The organism is Streptomyces sp. NPDC005820, assembly GCF_040630255.1.
Taxonomy (GTDB): domain Bacteria; phylum Actinomycetota; class Actinomycetes; order Streptomycetales; family Streptomycetaceae; genus Streptomyces.
In genome coordinates, this window is sequence record NZ_JBEXXE010000027.1 from 91,845 (window position 1) to 112,281 (window position 20,437).

10 protein-coding genes are annotated in these 20,437 nt (G+C 75.2%); 2 read left to right on the forward strand and 8 right to left on the reverse strand.

What is annotated here, in order from left to right:
- Positions 1–4: 4 nt before the first annotated feature.
- Entirely contained in the window at positions 5–1,255 is a 1,251-nt protein-coding gene (locus ABZ464_RS30565) for a MoxR family ATPase (RefSeq protein WP_359281974.1), read from the reverse strand.
- An 82-nt stretch (positions 1,256–1,337) separates the two neighbouring features.
- Entirely contained in the window at positions 1,338–2,726 is a 1,389-nt protein-coding gene (locus ABZ464_RS30570; RefSeq protein ID WP_359281976.1) for a hypothetical protein, read from the reverse strand.
- A 220-nt stretch (positions 2,727–2,946) separates the two neighbouring features.
- Here ABZ464_RS30570 and ABZ464_RS30575 point away from each other — a divergent pair, with 220 nt between their 5' ends.
- Positions 2,947–5,661, forward strand: a complete 2,715-nt coding sequence (locus ABZ464_RS30575) for a glucosidase (protein ID WP_359281979.1) — start codon at positions 2,947–2,949, stop codon at positions 5,659–5,661.
- Positions 5,658–7,139 carry an alpha-amylase gene (locus ABZ464_RS30580; protein WP_359281982.1) on the forward strand — a complete coding sequence of 494 codons (1,482 nt, stop codon included), beginning with the start codon at positions 5,658–5,660 and terminating at the stop codon, positions 7,137–7,139. The genes ABZ464_RS30575 and ABZ464_RS30580 overlap by 4 nt, the downstream gene beginning before the upstream one ends.
- On the opposite strand, the gene ABZ464_RS30585 is transcribed toward ABZ464_RS30580, so the two are convergent.
- The 6 genes from ABZ464_RS30585 to ABZ464_RS30610 form a co-directional block, all read right to left on the reverse strand.
- Positions 7,099–7,641 (reverse strand): DinB family protein, encoded by a 543-nt coding sequence (locus tag ABZ464_RS30585; protein WP_359281984.1) that lies wholly within the window; start codon positions 7,639–7,641, stop codon positions 7,099–7,101. The two genes, ABZ464_RS30580 and ABZ464_RS30585, sit on opposite strands and share 41 nt — an antisense overlap.
- A 99-nt stretch (positions 7,642–7,740) precedes the next feature.
- Positions 7,741–9,522 (reverse strand): hypothetical protein, encoded by a 1,782-nt coding sequence (locus tag ABZ464_RS30590; RefSeq protein ID WP_359281986.1) that lies wholly within the window; start codon positions 9,520–9,522, stop codon positions 7,741–7,743.
- On the reverse strand, positions 9,519–12,959 hold the full coding sequence (locus tag ABZ464_RS30595; RefSeq protein ID WP_359282075.1) for a DUF5682 family protein: 3,441 nt from the start codon (positions 12,957–12,959) through the stop codon (positions 9,519–9,521). The genes ABZ464_RS30590 and ABZ464_RS30595 overlap by 4 nt, the downstream gene beginning before the upstream one ends.
- A gap of 344 nt (positions 12,960–13,303) precedes the next feature.
- Positions 13,304–14,473: an AAA family ATPase gene (locus tag ABZ464_RS30600; protein WP_359282077.1), complete on the reverse strand. Its 1,170-nt coding sequence runs from the start codon at positions 14,471–14,473 to the stop codon at positions 13,304–13,306.
- 71 nt (positions 14,474–14,544) lie between these two features.
- Positions 14,545–19,569, reverse strand: a complete 5,025-nt coding sequence (locus ABZ464_RS30605) for a hypothetical protein (RefSeq protein ID WP_359281988.1) — start codon at positions 19,567–19,569, stop codon at positions 14,545–14,547.
- Complete coding sequence (locus ABZ464_RS30610) at positions 19,566–20,420, reverse strand: DUF4132 domain-containing protein (protein WP_359281991.1); 855 nt, start codon at positions 20,418–20,420, stop codon at positions 19,566–19,568. The genes ABZ464_RS30605 and ABZ464_RS30610 overlap by 4 nt, the downstream gene beginning before the upstream one ends.
- Positions 20,421–20,437 lie beyond the last annotated feature (17 nt).

Consider the following 20,437-nt stretch of genomic DNA (forward strand, 5'->3'; position numbering starts at 1 on the left):
CCCCTCATGCCCGGGCCGCGGCCGTCGCCCGCGCCGCCGCCCGGTCCGCCCGCTGCGACAGCGAGACGACCCCGGCGAGCTGTTCGATCGAGGCCGGCACCTGCCACTCCTGGCAGCGCAGCGTCGCGAGGGTCGTCGCCGGGACCACCACCAGATCCGGCGCCCCGGTCTCCACCGCCCGCACGAGCAGCGCCCAGGCCGCGTCCCACCGGGACTTGTTCGGGCGTTCCCGTACGGCGGCCACGACCGCGTCGAGCACCGCCTGCCGCAGATCTCCGCGCTCGGGCAGCTCGGCACCGGCCGGGTCGGCGAGCAGCGTCTCGGGGTCCGGGAGGTCCAGCCGGTCCAGGCTCGCCAGCAGCTCCAGCCCCGGACCGTCCCCCACCGTGCCCCTGACCAGCAGGGAGAGCACGTCCCGCGAGGAACCGGCCGCCGTCGCGAAGGCGATCAGATGCAGGGTCATCTCCCAGCTCCGGGGCGACGGCCAGGGGCCGCCCCGGCGGGTCTCCCCACTGGGCAGCCGGTGCACGAGCGGCGGGCGCGCGGTGAGGAAGGCGCACACCGCCCGGCGCGCGTATGCCACGGCCTGTGGCAGCTTCTCCGGGTCGAGCCGGGGCAGGGTCGCCACGGGCCAGGTCCCGCCGAGCCCCCGTACGACGACCTCGTGGTCGTGGTGCCACTGGAGGTGGACGAACCGGTTGGCCAGCGGAGGGCTCAGCTCCCAGCCGTCGGCCGCGGAGTACCGGGGGTTGGCGGCGGCCACGATCCGCACGCCGGGCGGCAGCCGCAGGGCGCCGATCCGCCGCTCCAGCACCAGGCGCAGCAGCGCGGCCTGGACGGCCGGCGGGGCGGTGGACAGCTCGTCGAGGAACAGCAGACCCCGGCCGGCCCGCACCAGCCGCACCGCCCAGTCCGGCGGGGCCAGCGGGACGCCCTGCTCGGCGGGGTCGTCCCCGACGACGGGCAGCCCGGAGAAGTCGGAGGGTTCGTGCACGCTGGCGATGACCGTGGTGAGCGGCAGATCCAGGGACTCGGCGAGCTGGGTCAGGGCGGCGGTCTTGCCGATCCCTGGCTCGCCCCACAGCAGCACGGGCAGATCGGCCGCCACGGCGAGCGTCAGGGCCTCCAGCTGGATGTCGGGGCGCGGTTCGGTGCCGGCGTCGCGCAGCAGGGCCAGGAGGTCTGCGGCCACGTCGAGTCGGGAGCGGTCGGCCGGGTCGGCGGAGGGCATGGCGAACGGGGTGCTGGTGGGCATGGGTGTGATCACCTTTGGGTCGGGGTGGGCCGAGTGAGAGGTCGGGGTGGGCCGAGCGAGAAGGACAGGGGAGGTCTTCGGGTCAGCGAGCGGCGGCGTGCCGCGGATGCGAACGGAGGTGCGGGAGACGTCGGTCCTGCGGGCGGGCCCGGGCGGGTCCGGGGCCTGTGAGGCCCGCCCGGAACAGCCCGTAGGTGATCCGCCGGTGCGCGGCCTCCTCCAGGGCGTCCCGCAACGCGCCGTCGCGCAGCAGCGCCTCGGGGCCCAGCAGGCCCTCCACCACGGCCAGCGCACCGGCGATGTCCCCGTGGTTCAGGCGCTCGCGGACACCGTCGAGGCAGTCGGGGCGGCGGTGCGCCCGGTCGATGGCCTGCAGACAGGGCAGGGGAGTGCCGGTCAGCGCGGCCAGCAGCTCCTCCCGCCGGATCTCGTCCGGCTCGTGGTCCAGTGCGGCCAGCACACCGTCGACCAGGCCGATCCGGTGCCGGGCGCCACGGCACTCCACGAGCCGCGCCCGCCCCGCCGGGTCGTCGCTCCTCGCCGGACGCCCCGGTGAGCGGCCCGGTACGAGCGCCGAGGCGACCAGCGGATGCAGCAGACCGGCGTCGATCGCACCGGTGCGCAGCAGCTCCAGGTCGGGGAGGATCCAGGTGGCCGCGTCGGGCAGGACCGGCAGCGCGGAGACACCGCCGCCGGTGGGCGCCCCGGTGATCCGCAGCGCGGGCGGCCCGTCGCCGTCCCCGCGGCCGGCCGGTTCCAGGGCCAGCCTGCGCCGCCCTCCGAGCCGTACGAGTACCGTGCCGGATCCGCCCGGCCGCCCCTCGGCGGCGAGTAGAATGCGCGCCTCGTCGGCCCAACGGCCGACCGCGCAGCCGAACTCGGGCGGTATCAGTTCGGGGTCCGGTCCCGGGTTCCCGGGAGGGGTCCCTGACCGGGCCCCCAGCTCACCTGCCCGGTCCGCATCCCACAGATGCCGGTGCAGGTCGAGCCGGAAGCGCCGGTCGGGGCAGGGATGCGGATGGAGCCGGGCGCGGTCCGCCGGACGGGAGGCGTCCCACAGCGCGAGGCTCATCCGTTGCCCGGCGTCCGCCCAGGCGGGTGCGGTCCGCACCACGAGATGCACCGGGCGCCCATCGCCCGGTCCCCCGGGGGCGTACCGGGCCAGCGAGAGGGTCAGCGCCGGGCGGAGCAGTCCGTCCGGAGCGATCCTCGGCATGTGCCAGCGCAGCAGGTCGGGAGCCAGTCGGCGCAGATCGGCCCGGACCCTGGCGGCAAGGTGCCGGCCATGGTCCTGTGCCACGGAACGCAGCGTGAAGTCGACGTCGATGCCCGCGGCGGCACAGGCCCCCGCCCAGTCACCGGTCAGCCGACGGGCGGTCGCCGTCTCGATCATGGAGGGCGGGACGGCGAACTCGCGCACGCGCCGCCAGAAGGAAAGCCGGGAGTCCCCGTTCGCGGTGTGAGTGAGCATCAGCACTCACCTTGCGCGGACGGGTCCCCCAATCTGCGAGCAGAAGGAGTAGTCATCGCGATGATCGTACGGATCCGCTTCCGGGTCCGCCACGCCATTTTCCGACGGGGACGTCAGCCGTACGGCCCAGGACGTGTCACCGGCGGCCTCCGTGTCATTGCGGCCCGGTCCGGTACGCCCGACTGTGGAGGCATGGGCCGGTGGGCGAGGAGGACGGGCGATGACCGACGCCGAGGGACCAGTGGACGCCGAGCGGCAGCGGCTCGCGGAGGCCGACGCCGGCGTGGCGCCCTGGCGGCGCTGGGGCCCGTACCTGAGCGAGCGGCAGTGGGGGACGGTCCGCGAGGACTACAGCGCGGACGGCGACGCGTGGTCGTACTTCACCCATGACCAGGCCCGCTCCCGCGCCTACCGCTGGGGCGAGGACGGCATCGCCGGCGTCAGCGACGACAAACAGCGGCTGTGTTTCGCCCTGGCCCTGTGGAACGGCCGCGACCCGATCCTCAAGGAACGGATGTTCGGCCTGACCAACGCCGAGGGCAACCACGGCGAGGACGTCAAGGAGTACTGGTTCCACCTCGACAACACGCCCACCCACTCCTACATGAAGTACCTCTACAAGTACCCGCAGGAGGAGTTCCCCTACGCCGACCTCGTCGACACCAACCGGGCCCGCGGCCGCCGCGACCACGAGTACGAGCTCCTCGACACCGGCGTCTTCGACGAAGACCGCTACTTCGACGTCCTCGTCGAGTACGCCAAGGCGGGACCGGAGGATCTGCTGGTCGAGATCACCGCGCACAACCGGGGCCCCGACGAGGCCACCCTGCATCTCCTGCCGACCCTGTGGTTCCGGCACACCTGGTCCTGGGCCGGCGGCACCGCCGTCCCCGCACTGCGCGCGACCGACTGCGCCGTCCGCGCCGACCACGAGGAACTGGGCCCGCGCTGGCTCCACCACCAGGGCGGCGACCTGCTCTTCACCGACAACGAGACCGACAACGAGCGGATCTTCGGCAGCCCGAACCCCACCCCGTACGTCAAGGACGGCATCGGCCGCCGCGTCGTCCATGGCGACACCACCGCCGTCAACCCGGCCCGCACCGGCACCAAGGCCGCCGTCCACCACGTCCTGACCGTCCCCGGCGGCGAGAGCGCCACCGTCCGCCTGCGCCTCACCGACACCGAACTCCCGGCTCCCTGGGCGGACTTCACCCAGGTCATGGACGTGCGCCGCACCGAGGCCGACGCCTTCTACGACGCCCTGACCCCCGACGGCATGGGCGACGACGAACGCCGTGTGGTCCGCCAGGCGCTCGCCGGAATGCTCTGGTCCAAGCAGTACTACCACCTGGACGTCGAGCGCTGGCTCGCCGAACACGGCGTCGACCCCCTCGCCGCCGACCCCCGGATCCGCAACAGCGCCTGGTACCACATGGTCAACGACGAGATCATGTCGATGCCGGACACCTGGGAGTACCCGTGGTTCGCGGCCTGGGACCTCGCCTTCCACACGCTCGCCCTCGCCATGGTCGACATCTCCTTCGCCAAGGGCCAGCTGGAGCTCCTCCTGCACCGCCTCTCGCTGCACCCCAACGGCCAGATCCCCGCGTACGAATGGAACTTCGGGGACGTCAACCCGCCGGTGCACGCCTGGGCCGTCCTCTTCGTCCACGAACTCGAGAAGCGCCGCACGGGCCGCGGCGACCGCGCCTTCCTGGAGAACGCCTTCCAGAAGCTGATGAAGAACTTCACCTGGTGGCTCAACCGCAAGGACACCGACGGCAACAACGTCTTCCAGGGCGGCTTCCTCGGCCTCGACAACATCGGCGTCTTCGACCGCAGCGCGCCCCTGCCCACCGGCGGCCACCTCGACCAGGCCGACGGCACCGCGTGGATGGCGTTCTACTGCCAGAACCTCCTCGACATCGCCATCGAACTCGCCGTCGACAACCCGGTCTACGTCGAACAGGCCCAGATGCTCTTCGAGCACTTCGCGTGGATCGCCGTCGCCATGAACCGCATGGGCCGGGACAACGCCAGCCTCTGGGACGAGGAGGACGGCTTCTTCTACGACGTCCTGCGCCTGCCCGACGGCACCGCCACCCCGCTGAAGGTGCGCTCCCTGGTCGGCTTGATACCGCTGGCGGCGACCAGCGTGATCGGCGGCCGGGCCGATCGTGCCTTCCCCGAACTCGTCGAAGGCGCCAAGGAGTTCATCCGGCGGCACCCGGCCGTGGAGGCCGTCGTCGAGCAGCACGACCTCGGATCCGGAGCCGACGGCCGGTATCTGTTCGCGCTGTTCGGCGAGGGCCGGCTGCGCCGCGTCCTGGCCCGGATGCTGGACGAGAACGAGTTCCTCGGCCCGTACGGCATCCGCTCCCTCTCCCGCCACCACGCCGAGCACCCCTACACCTTCGAGGTGCACGGGCAGACGTACGGCGTCGGCTATCTGCCCGCCGAGTCCGACTCCGGCATGTTCGGCGGCAACTCCAACTGGCGCGGCCCGGTGTGGTTCCCGATCAACGTCCTGATCATCCGCGCCCTGCTGAACCTGCACGGCTGCCACGGCCCCGCGTTCACCGTGGAGTGCCCGACCGGATCCGGCCGGCGGCTGAACCTCTACGAGGTCGCGCGCGAGATCTCCGACCGGCTCACCGCCACCTTCCTGCGTGACGCCGACGGCCTGCGCCCCGTGCACGGCGCCCAGACCAAGTTCGCCAAGGACCCGCACTGGAAGGACCTGATCCTCTTCCACGAGTACTTCCACGGCGACGACGGCGCGGGCCTCGGCGCCTCCCACCAGACCGGCTGGACCGGACTGGTCGCGGCGATCGCCACGCTGTTCCACACGCTCGACGCCGACGACTGGCAGCGGGGCGGCCGGGAGTCGCTCGAACCCTCGCCGGACCACCGTGAGGAGCCGCTGTCATGACCGTGATCCACGAGATCAACACCCTGGTCTGGCTGGGTGAGTTGGGCCGCCGTCTCGGTCGCCGCGTCACGCTCGGCGAGGTGCCCGGCGAGGTCTGGGACGAGGTCGCCCGGCCCGGCGTCGACACGGTGTGGCTGATGGGCGTCTGGGAGCGCAGCCCGGCCGGACTGCGGATCGCGCTGCGCGACGAGAACCTCCTGAGGTCGTTCCGCGAGGCCCTGCCCGACCTCACCGAGGCGGACATCGCCGGATCCCCGTACTGCGTACGCGACTACGTCGTCGACCCCTTCCTCGGCGGCCCCGGGGGTCTCGCCGAGGCCCGCGCCCAACTGGCCGCCCGCGGACTCCGGTTGATCCTCGACCACGTGCCCAACCATGTGGCCCCCGACCACCCCTGGCTCGCCGCGCACCCCGAGCGCCTGATCCGGGGCACGGCGGACGACCTGGCCCGCGACCCCGGCGGTTATCTGGCGGCGGAGGGACACGTGTTCGCCCGGGGCCGGGACCCGTACTTCCCGCCCTGGCCGGACGTCGTCCAACTCAACGCCTTCAGCGAGGAGTTGCGCGAGGCCACCGTCGACACGCTCGTCTCCGTGGGCGACCAGGCGGACGGCGTGCGCTGCGACATGGCGATGCTGATGATGAACGACGTCTTCGCCAAGACCTGGGGGGAGCGGGCGGGACCCGTGCCCGCCGAGGACTTCTGGCCGTACGTCGTCCCGCGGGTGCGCGCCCGCCACCCCGGCCTCCTCCTCGTCGCGGAGGCCTACTGGGACCTCGAATGGGCCCTCCAGCAGCAGGGCTTCGACCACTGCTACGACAAACGCCTCTACGACCGGCTCGTCCACGAGGACGCCGGACCGGTCCGCGCCCATCTGGGAGCCGACCTCGCCTACCAGCGTGGCCTGGTCCGCTTCCTGGAGAACCACGACGAGCCCCGCGCCGCCACCGCCCTGCCGGGTGAGCGGGGACGCGCGGCGGCCGTGACCGTCGCGACCCTGCCCGGCGCCACCCTCTGGCACGAGGGCCAGTTCGAGGGACGCAGGACGCGGCTCCCCGTGTTCCTGCGCCGGGCGCCGTCGGAACCGGCCGACGCCTCGCTCCGCGACTTCTACGCCCGTCTGCTGCCCGCCGCCGCCGGAGCGCGCCGGGGCGAGTGGCGACCGCTCACCCCGACGGGCCGGCCCGACAACGACACCCACACCCGACTGCTCGCCTGGACCTGGACGGACCCGGACGCCCGCCATCTGGTCGTCGTCAACCACTGCGACCGGCCGTCCCGGGCGAGGATCCCCCTGCCCTGGGACGGGATGCGCGGACACGCGTACCGCCTGACCGACCTGCTCACCGCACAGTCGTACGACCGCGAAGGCGACGAACTGACCGACCCGGGCCTCTTCGTCGCCCTGGAGCCCTGGCACGCCCACCTCTTCGAGGTCAGCCCATGCTCTTCGCCCCGTCCAGGGACTCCCGGATGATGTCGGCGTGACCGGCGTGCTGGGCGGTCTCGGCGACGATGTGGATCAGAACCCGGCGGGCCGACCGGCGCGCCCCCGGCTCGAACCACGGCGCCTTCGGCAGCGGCTGGTCCGCGTCCAGGCTGGGCAGGGTGGCGACCAGCTCGTCCGTACGACGGGCCACCTCCTCGTACTCCTTCAGCACGCCCGCCAGCGTCTCGCCCGGCAGCATCCGGAACTCGTCGGCCCGCCGGGCGAAGTCCGCCTCGGTCATGGAGTCGAAGTCGCCCAGGGCCGACGGACCCTCGAGGATGAAGTCCGCCCAGCCGCGCTCCGTCGCGGTCACGTGCTTGATCAGGCCGCCCACACACAGCTCGCTGGCCGTGGTGCGCTGCCCGGCCTGCTCGTCGGTGAGGTCCCGGGCGGTGAAGCGCAGGAAGTACCTGGCCTGGGCCAGTTCCTTGAGCAGATCGGCGCGCTCGCCGGTGACGGGCCGGGCGGGGGTGGCGTTGGAGTCGGTCATGGTCCTCTTCTCCCGTGTGGTTCCGCGGTCGAGTACCACGTTAGGAGCCATAGAGGTCAGATCCTGACCTAAAGAGGCGGATCGGCCGGGACTTCTCACCTACGCCCTCGCCCCCCACGCCGTCGCACACAACCCGCGCTCCACCTCGCCCGTGTAGCAGGCCGCCGCCAGCCAGGCCCGGGCGAAGCGGGGAGTGTCGGCCGGGAGGAGCCGGCCGAACGGGTCACGGGACCGGTCCGCCGCCGTGGCGTGCAGTTCGTCGAGCACGGCCGCCCCGGTGCCGAAGCCGGTACGGCGCAACCGTGCCGGATCGCCCGCCGCGCCGCCCGGGAAGGCCAGCACCCGGCGGCCCCCGGACACGGCCTGGTGCACCCGGCGGCGCAGCAGGTGCAGCGGGGCCTCGTCCGGCACGAGCGCGGCGGCGGGCGGCGCGGCCGCCGCGGGCAGATCGGCACGCTGGAGCCGGTCCAGGCCGAGGTCGACCCGGACGCCCGGCTGGGAGGGGTGTTCGGCGGCCAGCAGCAGGGCACGGGGCAGCGGACCCGGCGCCAGCCGGGCGATCACGCGCAGCCGGCTGCCGCGCGCCGCCGCCAGCAGACGGAGGTTCTCCCGGTGGGGGAGCGCCGGATCGTCGTGGGCCGCGGCCAGCCGCAGCGCCAGCCCGTCGCAGTCGGCCAGCAGACAGTCACCCGTCGCCTCCCGGACCGTCCCGACCAGGGTGACCTCCAGGAAGAGCAGGTCGTGGGGGCCGTCGCCGAGCGCCCGGGCCACCTGCTCGGCGACCGGCACCGCCCACAGCCGGTCCAGCGGCTCCCCGCGCCACTCCGCACCGGAGGCGCGCACCGCCCGTACCCCCGCCCCGGCGCCCAGGCGCCCCGTCGGCGACACGGTCGCGCCCGACACGGCCAGCCCCGCCCGCGACAACTCGCGATGCGTCAGGGCCGTGTCGCCGATGCGCACGGTCCGGTCGGCGGCGCCGGTGGCCCGGCCCGCGCCGCCCGGGGCCACGTCCGAGACCGTGTGGAGACGGCCCTCCGCGTCCGCCGTCCAGGTGACCGCGCCCGCGTACCCCGTCGCCGTCAGCACGGGCTCGGAGAACAGCCCGTACAGCCGCAGCGAACCGTCCGGTGTGTACGGCTGCCGTACCGTCCCGCGCAGCTCCGCCAGCTCGGCGCCCGCCGCCCGCGGCAGCCGGTGCGCCACGCCCAGAGCCGTACGCAGCGCCTCCACCAGGTCGGGCAGCCGGTAGGCCGGGTCCCCGGAGCGGGCCGTGCGCACCCCGGTCACCACGGTGACCGCCGCCGAGGCGGCCCGGGGCAGCCCGGCGAGCCGCGCGGTGTGCGCGGCCCGCAGCAACTCCGCCTGGAGCACGGCCCCGGCCCCGTCCGTACCCGCTTCGAGCACGGCGGCCGCCGCCTCGAAGACGGCGCGGGCGGCGGCGAGTTGGGCGGGGGAGGGGGTTTCGGGCTCGGGCTCCGGCCCCGGTTGCGACAGCGGCCGTGCGGCCTTTTCGGTCGCCGCTGTGGGTGCTGCCGGGCTCTCCGAGGTCTGTGCCGGGCCGTCCTCGGGCACTGCCGTAAGCGGCTCCTCCGCCACCGGCGCCGCCGAGGCCGCCGCCGCGCGGTGCAGACAGTCCGGGGCGAGCAGACAACCGCAGCGGATGCCGTCCGCGCTGGTCACCACGGAGCCGGGAGCGTGCAGTTCGAGGTCGGTGTCGTCGTCGATCGCGATGCGTACGGTGTCGCCGTCGCGGACGATGGGCCGCCCGGCCAGCTTGGCGACGCCCGCGTCCAGCCGCTTGCGCAGCCGGGGCGACAGCGCCTCGACGAGTTCGGCGGTCACGGACGGGGCGACCGCAGGCAGCTGCGGACTCGTGCTCATGCGATCTTCTCCCCTACCCAGCGGGCGAGTTCGAGCGGACTGAGGGCGGCCACGGGCATGCCCGCCGAGACGAGCTGACCCGCGACCCCCGTGGAGTAGCGCGGTCGGCCGGTGTCGTCGAGGCTCGCGCAGCCCAGCACATGACAGCCGGCGCCGACCAGGGCGCGGACCTCGGCGAGCAGCCCGCCGAGCGGATAGCCCTCCTCGAAGTCGCTGACGACCACGACGAGGGTGCGCGAGGGCACGGTCACCAGCTCGCGCGCGTGCCGCAGCCCCGCCGCGATGTGCGTGCCGCCGCCGACGCTCACCTCCAGCAGCAGCGACAGCGGGTCCTCGACATGCCCGGTGAGATCCATGACCTCCGTGGAGAAGGCCAGGAAGTGCGTGGACAGGGTCGGCACCCCGGCCAGCACCGACGCCGTGAGCGCGGCCCACACCGTGGAGGCCTCCATGGACCCCGACACGTCCGTGACCAGGATCAGCCGCCAGTCGGCGGCCCGGCGCGCCCGGGTACGGAACACCGGGTGCTCGGGGATGACCCGGACCGTGCCGTCCGGGCCGCGCCGGGCGGTCGCCAGGTTGGCCCGCAGCGTGCGGGGCAGGTCCAGGCCGCCGCCCGGCCGTCGGCTGGGCCGGGGCAGGACCGTGCCGTGCAGGGCCGGACGCAGCCGGGTGGCCAGCTCGCGGGTGAGCGCGTCGACCAGCCGCCGCACGAGCGGACGCAGCGCGGCCAGCCGGGCCTCGGGCAGCCCGCCGGCATGGCTCAGCACCGTGCGCAGCAGATCGACCGAGGGCCGCACGCTGTCCGCGTCCAGTTCCGTCAGCACGTCCTTGCGGCCCTCCGCCGCGGCAGCCGCCAGCACCTCCTCCCGGATGCCCGGCCCGAACAGCGCCGCCAGCTCCTCCGACCACTCCCGCACGCCGGGATACGGCACCTCCCGGCCGCCCCCGGCCCCCGCACCCGTGAGATCGCCCCGGCTGCCCTCACCGCGTCCGCTGCCGTAGAGCTCGTCGAGCGCGGTCGCGAGCGGCGCGGCGGAAGCGGACAGCCGCTCCTTGCGCCGGCCCAGCACGAGCCGCCAGCGGTCGGTGGGGGTGAGCCGCCGCTCCTCGTCCTCGGCCCGGGCGACCGGTGCCTCGCCGGTGACGTCCTCCTCGGTACCGTGCCCGGGCGCGGGCAGCAGCCCGAGGGAGCGCAGGGCGGCGTGCGCCGCGAGGTCGGCCCGGGTCCAGGCGGCCAGCGCGGCCGGGTCCACCCCGCCCGTGTCGGCCACCCGGTCGGTGCCGAGGCGCTCCTCCACGGCGGACAGGAGCCGGTCCCGGGCCGCCGGGCTCAGGGTGTCGAAGCCGCCCCGCAGGGCCGGAAGCCGGTCCAGGAACGCACGGTCGGACAGCTCCGCCACCCGGCCCAGCAGCGGCTCCAGGGTCTCGGCCGCCGCCTCCAGCAACGGCCCCGCCGCCGTCAGCAGCCCCGTCAGCCGGGCGGCCAGCGCCGAGCGCGTCTCAGGGTCCACGGCACCGTCGACCCACGAGGCCACCCGGTCGCCGAACGCCCGCGCGTCCTCCTGCCCGAGCAGTACCCGTACGGCCCCGGCGGCGCCGCGCATCAGCGGCGAGCCCTCGGCGGCCAGCCGGGCGAGGGCGTCGGTGAGCCGGATCCCGCCCAGCAGGTCCGCGCGATGGGCGAGTTCGAGCAGGGCGTGCGCGTCGGCCGCCTCCTCGGAACCGGTCAGACCGTCCACCTGCCGCACCGCCGCCGACGTCAGCAGCTCGGCCACGGCGGCCGCCCGCGCCGTACGGGCCTCGTCGACGCCGAGGCCGGCGACATGGCCGGAGCGGACCCGGTCCAACAAGGCCAGACCGGCGAGGAGTTCGGGCAGTGTGCCGGTCTGCGGCAGGGTCTCGGCGAGATCGTCGAGCCGTTCGTCCGCCAGCGCCGGCAGACCGCACTCCGCCGCCCGCGCCAGCCCCTCCAGCACCTGAGCGCCCGTCGGCCCGCCCTCGTCCCGCTCCGCGCGCCGCCGCTCCCGCAGGACACCCTCGGCCGCTTGGGCGGCGGTCACCCCGCGCACCCCGGCCGCGGTCAGCATGGCCGCGGTGGCCGGCGTCCAGCGCACCTCCCAGCGCGAGGTCAGCGCCTCGGCACCGCCCGCCCCGGCGACCTCCCTCGCCTCCCCGTACGGCACCCCGCACACCGTCAGCCGGCGCAGCAGCAGCTCACGGCGCCGGTCGAGGTCGGACCGCAGCGGGTCCAGACGCAGGTCCCTGGCCGCCGTACCCGTACCGCTGTCCGGTCCGGGCAGGCCCAGGTCCGCGGCCTCGGCCTCCACCGCCGGGGCGAGACCGCTGCGCGGAGCGCCGGGTGCCGGACGCCCGGTGCGGGTACCGACCAGCACCCGCTCCATCGCCCGCGCCACGGACCGGCCCCGCCCGTACGGCTCCCCCTGCGCGAGCACCGTCTGCACCGCCTCGACCAGCTCGCCCCGCCCCGCCGCCGGAAGTCCGCGCAGCCGGGCCAGGTCCGAGGCGAGCCGGGTGATCTCCCGGGCGTCGGCGGGCCCGGACGGATGCCCGAGCCCCCGCAGCTCCGCGCACACCCGCACGGCGGCCCGCGTCAACGCCTCCTCCAGCGCGGCGGGTTCCCCGGCCGCCCGCAGCACCATGTCCTGCCACTCCGGGTCCCGGATCCCGGCCGGATAGCCGGAGCGCTCGTCCAGCAGGGCGTAGGTGTACGGGATGAGGGAGGTGGTCCAGGAGCCGCTGTCGGCGGGGGAGACCTCCGTCTCTTCCCCCTCCCCGTCCCGTGTCCCGGTCAGCGCGGGCGCGTGGAAGGCGCCGACGACCACGGCGGCCCGGCGCCCGTCCGCGGTGGCCTCGGCGATCCGGGCCCGCATCCACCGCTCCCGCCGCAGATCCAGCTCCGGCACCCCGCCCGCGGCGGCCGCGTCCTCGCGCAGCGCCCACCCCGTCAGCAGGGCCGCCCGGCGCAGCGCCTCCGGCGGCGACCCCGGCGCCGTGGCCTCGACGAGCCGGTCCCACAGATCGTCCCCGGGACGCCCCGTGAGCCGGGAGCGCAGCGCGGAGGTGAACCCGAGGGACTCGCCGGGCCCCGCGCCCCCGCGCTCCTCGCCCCACGCCCGGTGCGCGAGCGGCAGATCGCAGGCGACCACCGGTACGCCGCGCCGGGCCGCCCACCGCACGGCCGCCAGCTCGGGCGAGAAGTCGGCGAACGGATAGAAGGCCGGTCCGGACGCGCCCCGCCCGTCCCCGGGTGCGGCGGCGAGCGCGACCGGGGCCCGCGTCTCCTCGTGTCCGAGCCAGGGCAGCCACTGCTGCATCTCGTCCGGCAGCTCGACGAGCACCACGTCCGGCTTCGCCGCGTCGAGCAGCGCGGGCACGGCCGCGGCGAGGGACGGCGCGTGGTGCCGTACGCCGATGAGGAACGGCGCGGCCGGGCCGGTGAGGGCGGCGAGCGCCCGGTCGGGGGAGGGGCCGACCCGGCCGGGGGCGGTGCTGGCCTGCTCGGGGGCGGTGCTGGCCTGCTCGGGGGCGGTGCTGGCCTGCTCGGGGGTGGTGCTGGCCTGCTCGGGGGTGGTGCTGGCCCGGTCGGGGGTGGTGCTGGCCTGCTCGGGGGTGGTGCTGGCCTGCTCGGCGGCGGTGTCGGCCCGGTCGGCGGCGGTGTCGGCCCGCTCGGCGGCGGTGCCGGCCCGCTCGGGCGAGCCGGGCTCGCCCCCCTCGGCCTCGATGTCGGGGACGGCCCCGTGGGAGAGCGACACGGCCGTCAGCCCTCCAGGACCGTGCGCAGGTCCCACAGGGTCCGCCAGGTGGCGGAGCCCTGCTCGGCGCGGCGCCGTACGGGACCGTCCCAGTAGCCGCGCAGCCGGGCCGCGTCGGCCGGGTCGTCCTTGCGGACCACGCCGAGCAGATGCCCCGGCAGCAGGCCGAGGACATCACGGTCCCCCGGGAAGTAGGCCGCGGCCAGCCCCAGCGCGCCCGCGACGGACACCGCCTCCGCCGTGCTCATCACCGTGGACGGCCGCTCCACCTCCCAGCCCTCCGCCGACCGGCCCTCCCGCAGGTCCCGGAAGGCGGTGACCAGGGCCTCCAGCACCGCGTCGTCGACCTGGAAGGGCGCCCCGGCCCGCTCCACGGAGGCTCGCGCCTGGCTGCGCACCAGCGCGGTCTCGGCGTCGAGGTCGGGGATCGGTCCGACGGTCTCGAAGTTGAAGCGGCGCTTGAGGGCCGCGGACATCTCGGAGACGCCCTTGTCCCTCAGGTTGGCGGTGGCGATCAGATTGAAGCCGGGCGCGGCGTGCGCCAACGCGTCCTCGGTGCCCGCCAGTTCGGGCACCGCGATCCGCCGCTCCGACAGCAGCGACACCAGCGAGTCCTGCACCTCCGGCAGACACCGGGTGACCTCCTCGACCCGGGCGAGGCCGCCCCGGCGCATGGCGGTCAGCACCGGAGAGGGCACCAGCGCCTGCGGGCTGGGCCCCTGCGCCAGCAACAGGGCGTAGTTCCAGCCGTACTTGAGCTGGTCCTCGGTGGTGCCCGCGGTGCCCTGCACGACCAGTCCGCTGGTACCGCACACGGCGGCCGACAGCAGCTCGGACAGCATGGACTTGGCGGTGCCGGGCTCGCCGACGAGCAGCAGACCCCGCTCCCCGGCGAGCGTGACGACACACCGCTCGACCAGGGCCCGGTCGCCGACGAACTTGCTCTCCACGACCAGCCGGCGCGGCACCCCCTCGGGCGCCGCGACCTCGTCGGGCAGCTTCAGGGCCCGGGCGTCGCTGCCCATGACGAAGGTGACGACCGCGCGCGGGGTGAGCCGCCAGGCCGGCGGGCGGGGGCCGTCGTCGTACGCGGCGAGGAAGGCCAGTTCGGTGGCGTACCGCTCCTCGGGCGGCACGATCTGGCGGGCGGTGTCGGGGGACAGGGTGGTGGTCATCGCGGTGCGTTCTTCCGGACGGGACGGGCGGGGAGTCGTCGTCGCCCCCTGCGGGGGCGGGGGGACGGTGGTCATCGGCGGCGGCCCTTGCGGGTGGCGCGGGTGGTGAGCTCCTCGTACGCCGGGGCGTCACCCGTGCGCACACGGTCCCAGGCACGCTCGTACAGCTCGGGCACCGGCAGCAGCGGGACGGCACGCCCGTAGCCGGTGAGCGGATAGAGGTCCCGCTTCCAGATCTCCACCGGCACCGCGCCCCTGGACTTCAGGTCCAGCCAGCCGCACGGCAGGAACAGGGTGCGCCCGGCGCGCGACCGCTTGGCCTCCACGACCAGGTCGGTCGCCGCGAGCTCGGCGCGCGCCTTCTTCGTCCGGGCGGGCTTCCAGCCGGTCCAGCGGGCGCAGTTGCGGTCCGTCGGGTCGGGCAGGGCGAGCAGCATCAGATAGAGCGCCGCGGCGTCCGTACCGAGGCCGTGCCGTTCGGCGGCCTCGGCGACCAGGGCGGGCACGCTGAACGCCGGGTCCTGCGCATGCCCGGCCGGCCCCTCGGGATCGGCGCCGACCGCGAGGGCGCGGGCGAGGTCGTCGTCGAGGAGCGTCCGCAGCGCCCCCATGCCCTGGGCCCGCCCGAATCCGACGATTCCCTCGAGGAGCCCGAACACCGGGTCGTCGGCGCCGGTGAGCGCACCGGGCCGGACCAGCACGGTCTCCTGCTCCCCGTACCAGGGGCGCAGCACGAGCGCCTCGCCGGCGCGCGTCAGCCCGTCCGGGCCGGCGCCGCCGGTGGCGGGCATCCCGTACGCCTTGCGCAGCGCCACGGCGGTCGACTCGGCGTCCGACGTCCAGGCCAGGTCCAGGTCGAGCAGCAGCCCCGGATCGGCGACCCGGCGGCGCAGCGCCGCGAGGCTCCCCGGCAGCACGGCCCGCAGCGGGTGCCCGTACGGCAGGGTGTAGGCGAGGCCGGCCAGGGCGTGCACGGCCTGCGTAAGGTCGTACCGGCCGGGCAGTGCCCGCGGGTCCTCCGCGACCAGGTCGCCGTCCTTGCCGGGCCGCTGCACGGTGGTGCGGCTGATCCACGGGGTGCGCCCCGGGTTGAGGACGGCGTGGACGGAGCCGAGCGGCAGGGACGCGAGGGAGAGCTCGGCGGCCAGGTCCTCCGGCAGCCGGACGACGTCGCCCAGGAACCGCTTCCAGATCCCGCCCACCGCGTCCGTGTCCGGTCCGGCCGTCCACAGGTCGGCGGGGTTCTCGGGCAGCAGGGCGCCGACCATCGGCTTCCAGTTGCCCGGCTCCAGCGAGTCCAGCAGGGTGTCGCCGAGCTCCTTCTGACGAGGCTTCAGCCCGGTCGTCGCGATCACCTCGTCGGTGAGCTGCGCGGGCCGGCCCGCGAGCAGCAGCGCCGCCTGCACGGGCCCCAGCCCGCCCCCGCTCGCGGTGGCCAGCGCGGACAGCGCCTCCGGCTGCCAGGGCGCCGGGCCCTTGTCCCGGACGAGCCGGGTGACGGCGGCGAGCGCCTCGGCGGGATACACCACCGGATGCGCGTGCTCCCGTTCCAGGGTGAAGTGGGCGATCGCACCGCGATCGTCGGCGGGGCCGTGGTCCAGGGCCAGCCAGTGCATCCGGTTGTGCTCGTCGACGTTACGGGAGCCGATGACGACGACCGTGCGGTCCCCCCGGCGCAGCACCTGGCCGACGCGCTGCTGCTTGTCGTGCGGCTCGCTCAGCACGACCTGCCGCAGCGGCTTCCCCGGGGCGGCCAGCGGCCCCTCCACGATGGCCTCGAACAGCAGGAGCAGCGCCGCCCGGTGCGTCTCGGTCGTCGCCGGGGTCGTCGCCCGGTAGGCCAGGGGGCGCAGTTCGTCCAGGACGAACAGCCACTGCGCGCCGTCGCCGGGGACGGTGAACTCGTCACTGCTCCAGCCGTCCGCGGCCCCGGTGGTCCGCAGGGCCTTCGGCAGCGGCTTGCCGTCGGCGGGCCGGCCGGACAGCACATGGCTGACGGCGCGGATCTGCCGCAGCGTGCTCCAGCGCGGGTTGGCGCCCCACCAGCCGTGCAGTCCCGCCAGGCCGGTCACCGCCTCCTTCAGGGTGGTGTCGTCGCCGTACTCGGGGCTGTAGTCCGCGAACATGCCCTCCGTGCGGCGGGGATCCTGCTTCGCCCGTTCGGCCGGAGGCGCCACGTACACCGCGGTCGACTCGTCGAAGCGCAGCGCCTCGCGCACGAGCGCCGCCACACCGGTGACCAGCCGCTCGTCGCCCAGCTCGGGCAGGGCGGCGCGGACCGCCTCGCGCACCACCTCGTCGGCGCCCGGGACGACGGCCTTGGCGTCGGCGGTTCCGTCGACGGCCGCGGCCGCCGCGATCCTCGCCTGCCGCTCCGCCAGCGCCTCGGCGCCGGCGCGCATCACCTCGGCCACGCGTGCGTCGGTCAACGCGCGCAGCACCGCGGAGGCCCGCTCGTCGCGCGGCCGCAGCGCGTGCCAGAACTCGACCGGCGGCACGAACCGGGTACCGGCGGCGAACTCGCTGCCGCGCTCCATCGGCGTCACCCGCCCCAGCTCACCGGCGGCGGAGGTGTCGTCGGCCGCGTACAGCGCGAGGTGCTGGTGCTTGCGGACGACGACGGGCTCGGCGCCGCCCGGCAGCCGCAGCGCGCCGAGCGGAACGCCCGACGCCCCGCCGGTCCGCGGCACGGCGACGGTCCGGCCGTCCGGGGTCCCGACGACCGTACGCGCCTCGGCGCCCTCGCCCTCGGTACGCACCCAGCGGCCGAGGACCGTGCCGTCGGTGCCGAACGGGCTGTGCTCGAGACCGGGCTGCAGCGGCAGCACCTCGCAGTCCTGCTGCAGCAGTGCGGCGTCCTCCCGGACACCGCCCTGCACGAAGCCGGGCAGCGAGGCACGCCCGTGCGTGCCGGTGGCCGGGTCGTACTCCAGCCACACCTGCTGCCGGCCCTGCCGCCCCTGACGCCAGTACGAGGTGCCGTCGCCCAGGATGCGGCGGCCCGGCGGCAGCACGGTGTCGCCGGCGTGCAGGGTGCGCCCGCCGGTGGCACGGCCCCCGCCGGGCAGCGGGATCGAGGCCGCGCCCGCGTTGCCCGAGCCGTACCAGTAGTAGGGGATCTGCTCGCCGCCGAGCGGGAACACCTCGGCCGCCCGGGCGGACCAGTAGCCGAACTGCTTGCCGTCCTCCCGCCACATCACCAGCAGCTCGCCGTCCGTGTAGCGGAACGACGGACGGTTCCACTGGCCGAGGTCCACGGGCAGCCGCAGATCGTGCTCCAGCAGGATCTCCTCGGGGCCGACGACGAACACCTTGTGGCCCCGGTGGACGATCAGCGCGGGCCAGGCCTCCTGGACCGTCACCGTCTTGTCCTGGTCGCGCCGGGGCTTGGTCTCGGAGTCGATCCGGCGCAGCGCCTCGTCGAGCGCGGGCCAGCCCAGCTCGTCCAGGAGACCGGCGCGCAGGGTGTGCCCGAGCAGCGGCGCGGCCTCGTGCGCGGCCACCCGCGCCACGGCGTCCGGGGCCACCTCGGCGGCCACGCGGCGGAAGGGCTGCATCCGCTCCAGCGCGGCGCGCGCGGCGGGCAGGCCCACGGCGGCGGTCAGCTCTCCGGCCGCGTCCCGCAGCCACTCGCCGAGGACCTCGCTGAGCACCGGGTGGCCGGCGATGCCCTTGAGGAGCGCGGCCTCCGGGCGGTTGCCGCTCTGTGTGCCGATCTCGGTGTACAGCAGGCGCCGGAAGCGCGTGTCGGCCGCCGTCGCCGTCAGATCGCGCTGGCCCGCCCGGTCCTCGCTCAGCCAGCGCTGCAGACCGAGGTACACGACCTCGTCCCCCGGGGGCGGCGTCAGCGCGATCCCCTCGGCCAGGCAGAGATCGAGCAGATCGAGGTCGGCGCCGGCGTGCCAGCGTCCCGTGACGATGTCGACGGGGCGGCCCTGGGCCCGCAGCCGGGGGGCCATCCTCGCCACGAGCGCGAGGGTGGCCGCGGAACGGTCGCAGATGTTGGCGCCGTGCTTGCGGTGCAGCGCCCAGCGGGTCAGCCAGTCCGCCGCGTCGACCTCGGCCGACGCGGCCTCCTGCTGACCGGCCTCGCCGGTCAGCAGCAGATCCGCCCCGCACTCCGCGAGCAGCGCCAGCCAGAACTCGTCGTCCTCGACGGACCGGCCGAGCCCGGCCGGCATGATCTCCAGCAGCCTGCGGCGCACCTGCGGCTGCCGCTCGGCGAGCACGACCAGCGTCGCCCGATAGGAGTTCCAGAAGGAGGCCGGGGCCCGGACGGCCGCGGGCGAGGCGAGCAGGTCGCCGACCAGCCCGCACTCCTCGTCGACCCGGTCGAGCCCCGCCGCCTTGATCAGCCCGCGCGCGTCCTGCGGCAGCGACGCGTACGGCGGCATGCCGGCCGCGCAGCGCTCCACGGTCAGCTGCCGGAACTGCGCCCACGCGTCGGCCGGGCTGAGCCGCGCGGCGAGCGCCTTCACATGCTCCTTGAGCGCCTTGACGGTGAGCGCGCCCGCGAAGGCGAACTCCAGGAACACGGCACGCTGCCGCTCCTCGTCCACCGTCAGCGCGTGCACCCGCTCGGCCTCGCGCGCCTTGCCGAAGAAGGCGGCGGCGTACGTCGTGTTCTCGTGCTGCAGGAAGACCCGCGCCGCCTGCTCGTAGAACGTCGGCAGGAAGTGCGGCACGGCCCGGCCGAGCCGGGTGCCGAGCTCCTCGAAGCCCTCCTTGGCCGTGCCGGGCCGGGACTTGGCCTGCCGTGCGAGCCGCTCGACGTCCCTGACCAGCGCCAGCGCGTGGTGGCCGTTCGCCGGGTCGTTGACCAGCGCCCAGGCGGGGAAGCCCAGGGTCACCCGGCGCACCTGGCCCACCTCGGGGACCTCCGCGTCCCGCACCAGACCGAGGAAGTCCAGGGCGAGGTCCTCGGCCTCGCCGAGGGTGCCCGGCACGAGCCGCACGATCCGCCGGTCGTCCAGCACGGGATGGGTGTACGTGCGGACGGTGAGCGTGTCGGCGTCCTCGCGGCCCGTGCTGCCCGGGGGCAGGACCGCGCCCGCGTCGAGCAGCGTGCCCGCGGTGCTCTCGTCGTAGGTCGTCATGCCGCCCGCTCCTCGTCCTCGATGTCGCGTCCCGCGTACAGCGCGGCCGCCATGCGCATGCCCTCGGACCAGGCCACCGGTCCCACCCGGCCGAGCTTCAGCACCCGGCCCGCGGGATCGGTGAACGTCAGGGGGCCGGTCTCGGACTCCTCGTAGCTCTCGTAGTCGCCCACCCACACCCGCGCCTCGACCGTGCTCCCGTCCTCCAGGACGGAGTGGACGGCGTTGCCGCCGCGCACCCGGTAGCCGAGCTGGGTCACCCGGCCGTGCAGGAACCGCTGCTCCTTGAACGCGCCGCCCGCGTACTCCTCGACCGAGGTGTCCTCGGCGTCCAGCGTCGCCGGCCGGTGCCACACCTCGCGGAAGAGCTGCTGGGCGCGCTGCTCCACACCGAGCTCGACGGCGAACTCCCGCAGGTCCTCCAGATCGTCGAGGAGGACCGGGTGCGGCAGACGGACCAGGTCGGGGGTGATGCGCACGGTGTCGCCGTCGAGGTCGACCAGACCGAGGCCGCGCTCGGGGTCGGCGTCCCGCAGGAAACCGGCCACCTCCCCGTCGGCGCCGGTGACCACCAGGTCACGCAGGGCGGCCTGCCAGGCGGGGTCGGGCCACACCCGGGCGACGACCGCGAACGGCACCGGCAGCGAGCGCACCATCCACCGCTCCACCTCGGTCAGGCACTGCCGTTCGTGCCGCTCCAGCCATTCGACGAGCTGGCGCAGTCCCACCACCGCCGGATCGTCGGCGATCTTCGGCGGCACCGACTTCAGCACCCGCCCCGCCGCGTTGCGGCACACCACCTTGCCGTCGTCGAGGGCGACTTCGTAGTCGCCGGCCGACACCCACCCCATACGTGCCTCCCGCACCC

Bases quoted from the DNA above. Each gene is read 5' to 3' on its own strand.
- ABZ464_RS30565 (WP_359281974.1), bottom strand. From the start codon at position 1,255: ATGCCCACCAGCACCCCGTTCGCCATGCCCTCCGCCGACCCGGCCGAC.
- ABZ464_RS30570 (WP_359281976.1), bottom strand. From the start codon at position 2,726: ATGCTCACTCACACCGCGAACGGGGACTCCCGGCTTTCCTTCTGGCGG.
- ABZ464_RS30575 (WP_359281979.1), top strand. From the start codon at position 2,947: ATGACCGACGCCGAGGGACCAGTGGACGCCGAGCGGCAGCGGCTCGCG.
- ABZ464_RS30580 (WP_359281982.1), top strand. From the start codon at position 5,658: ATGACCGTGATCCACGAGATCAACACCCTGGTCTGGCTGGGTGAGTTG.
- ABZ464_RS30585 (WP_359281984.1), bottom strand. From the start codon at position 7,641: ATGACCGACTCCAACGCCACCCCCGCCCGGCCCGTCACCGGCGAGCGC.
- ABZ464_RS30590 (WP_359281986.1), bottom strand. From the start codon at position 9,522: ATGAGCACGAGTCCGCAGCTGCCTGCGGTCGCCCCGTCCGTGACCGCC.
- ABZ464_RS30600 (WP_359282077.1), bottom strand. From the start codon at position 14,473: ATGACCACCACCCTGTCCCCCGACACCGCCCGCCAGATCGTGCCGCCC.
- ABZ464_RS30605 (WP_359281988.1), bottom strand. From the start codon at position 19,569: ATGACGACCTACGACGAGAGCACCGCGGGCACGCTGCTCGACGCGGGC.
- ABZ464_RS30610 (WP_359281991.1), bottom strand. From the start codon at position 20,420: ATGGGGTGGGTGTCGGCCGGCGACTACGAAGTCGCCCTCGACGACGGC.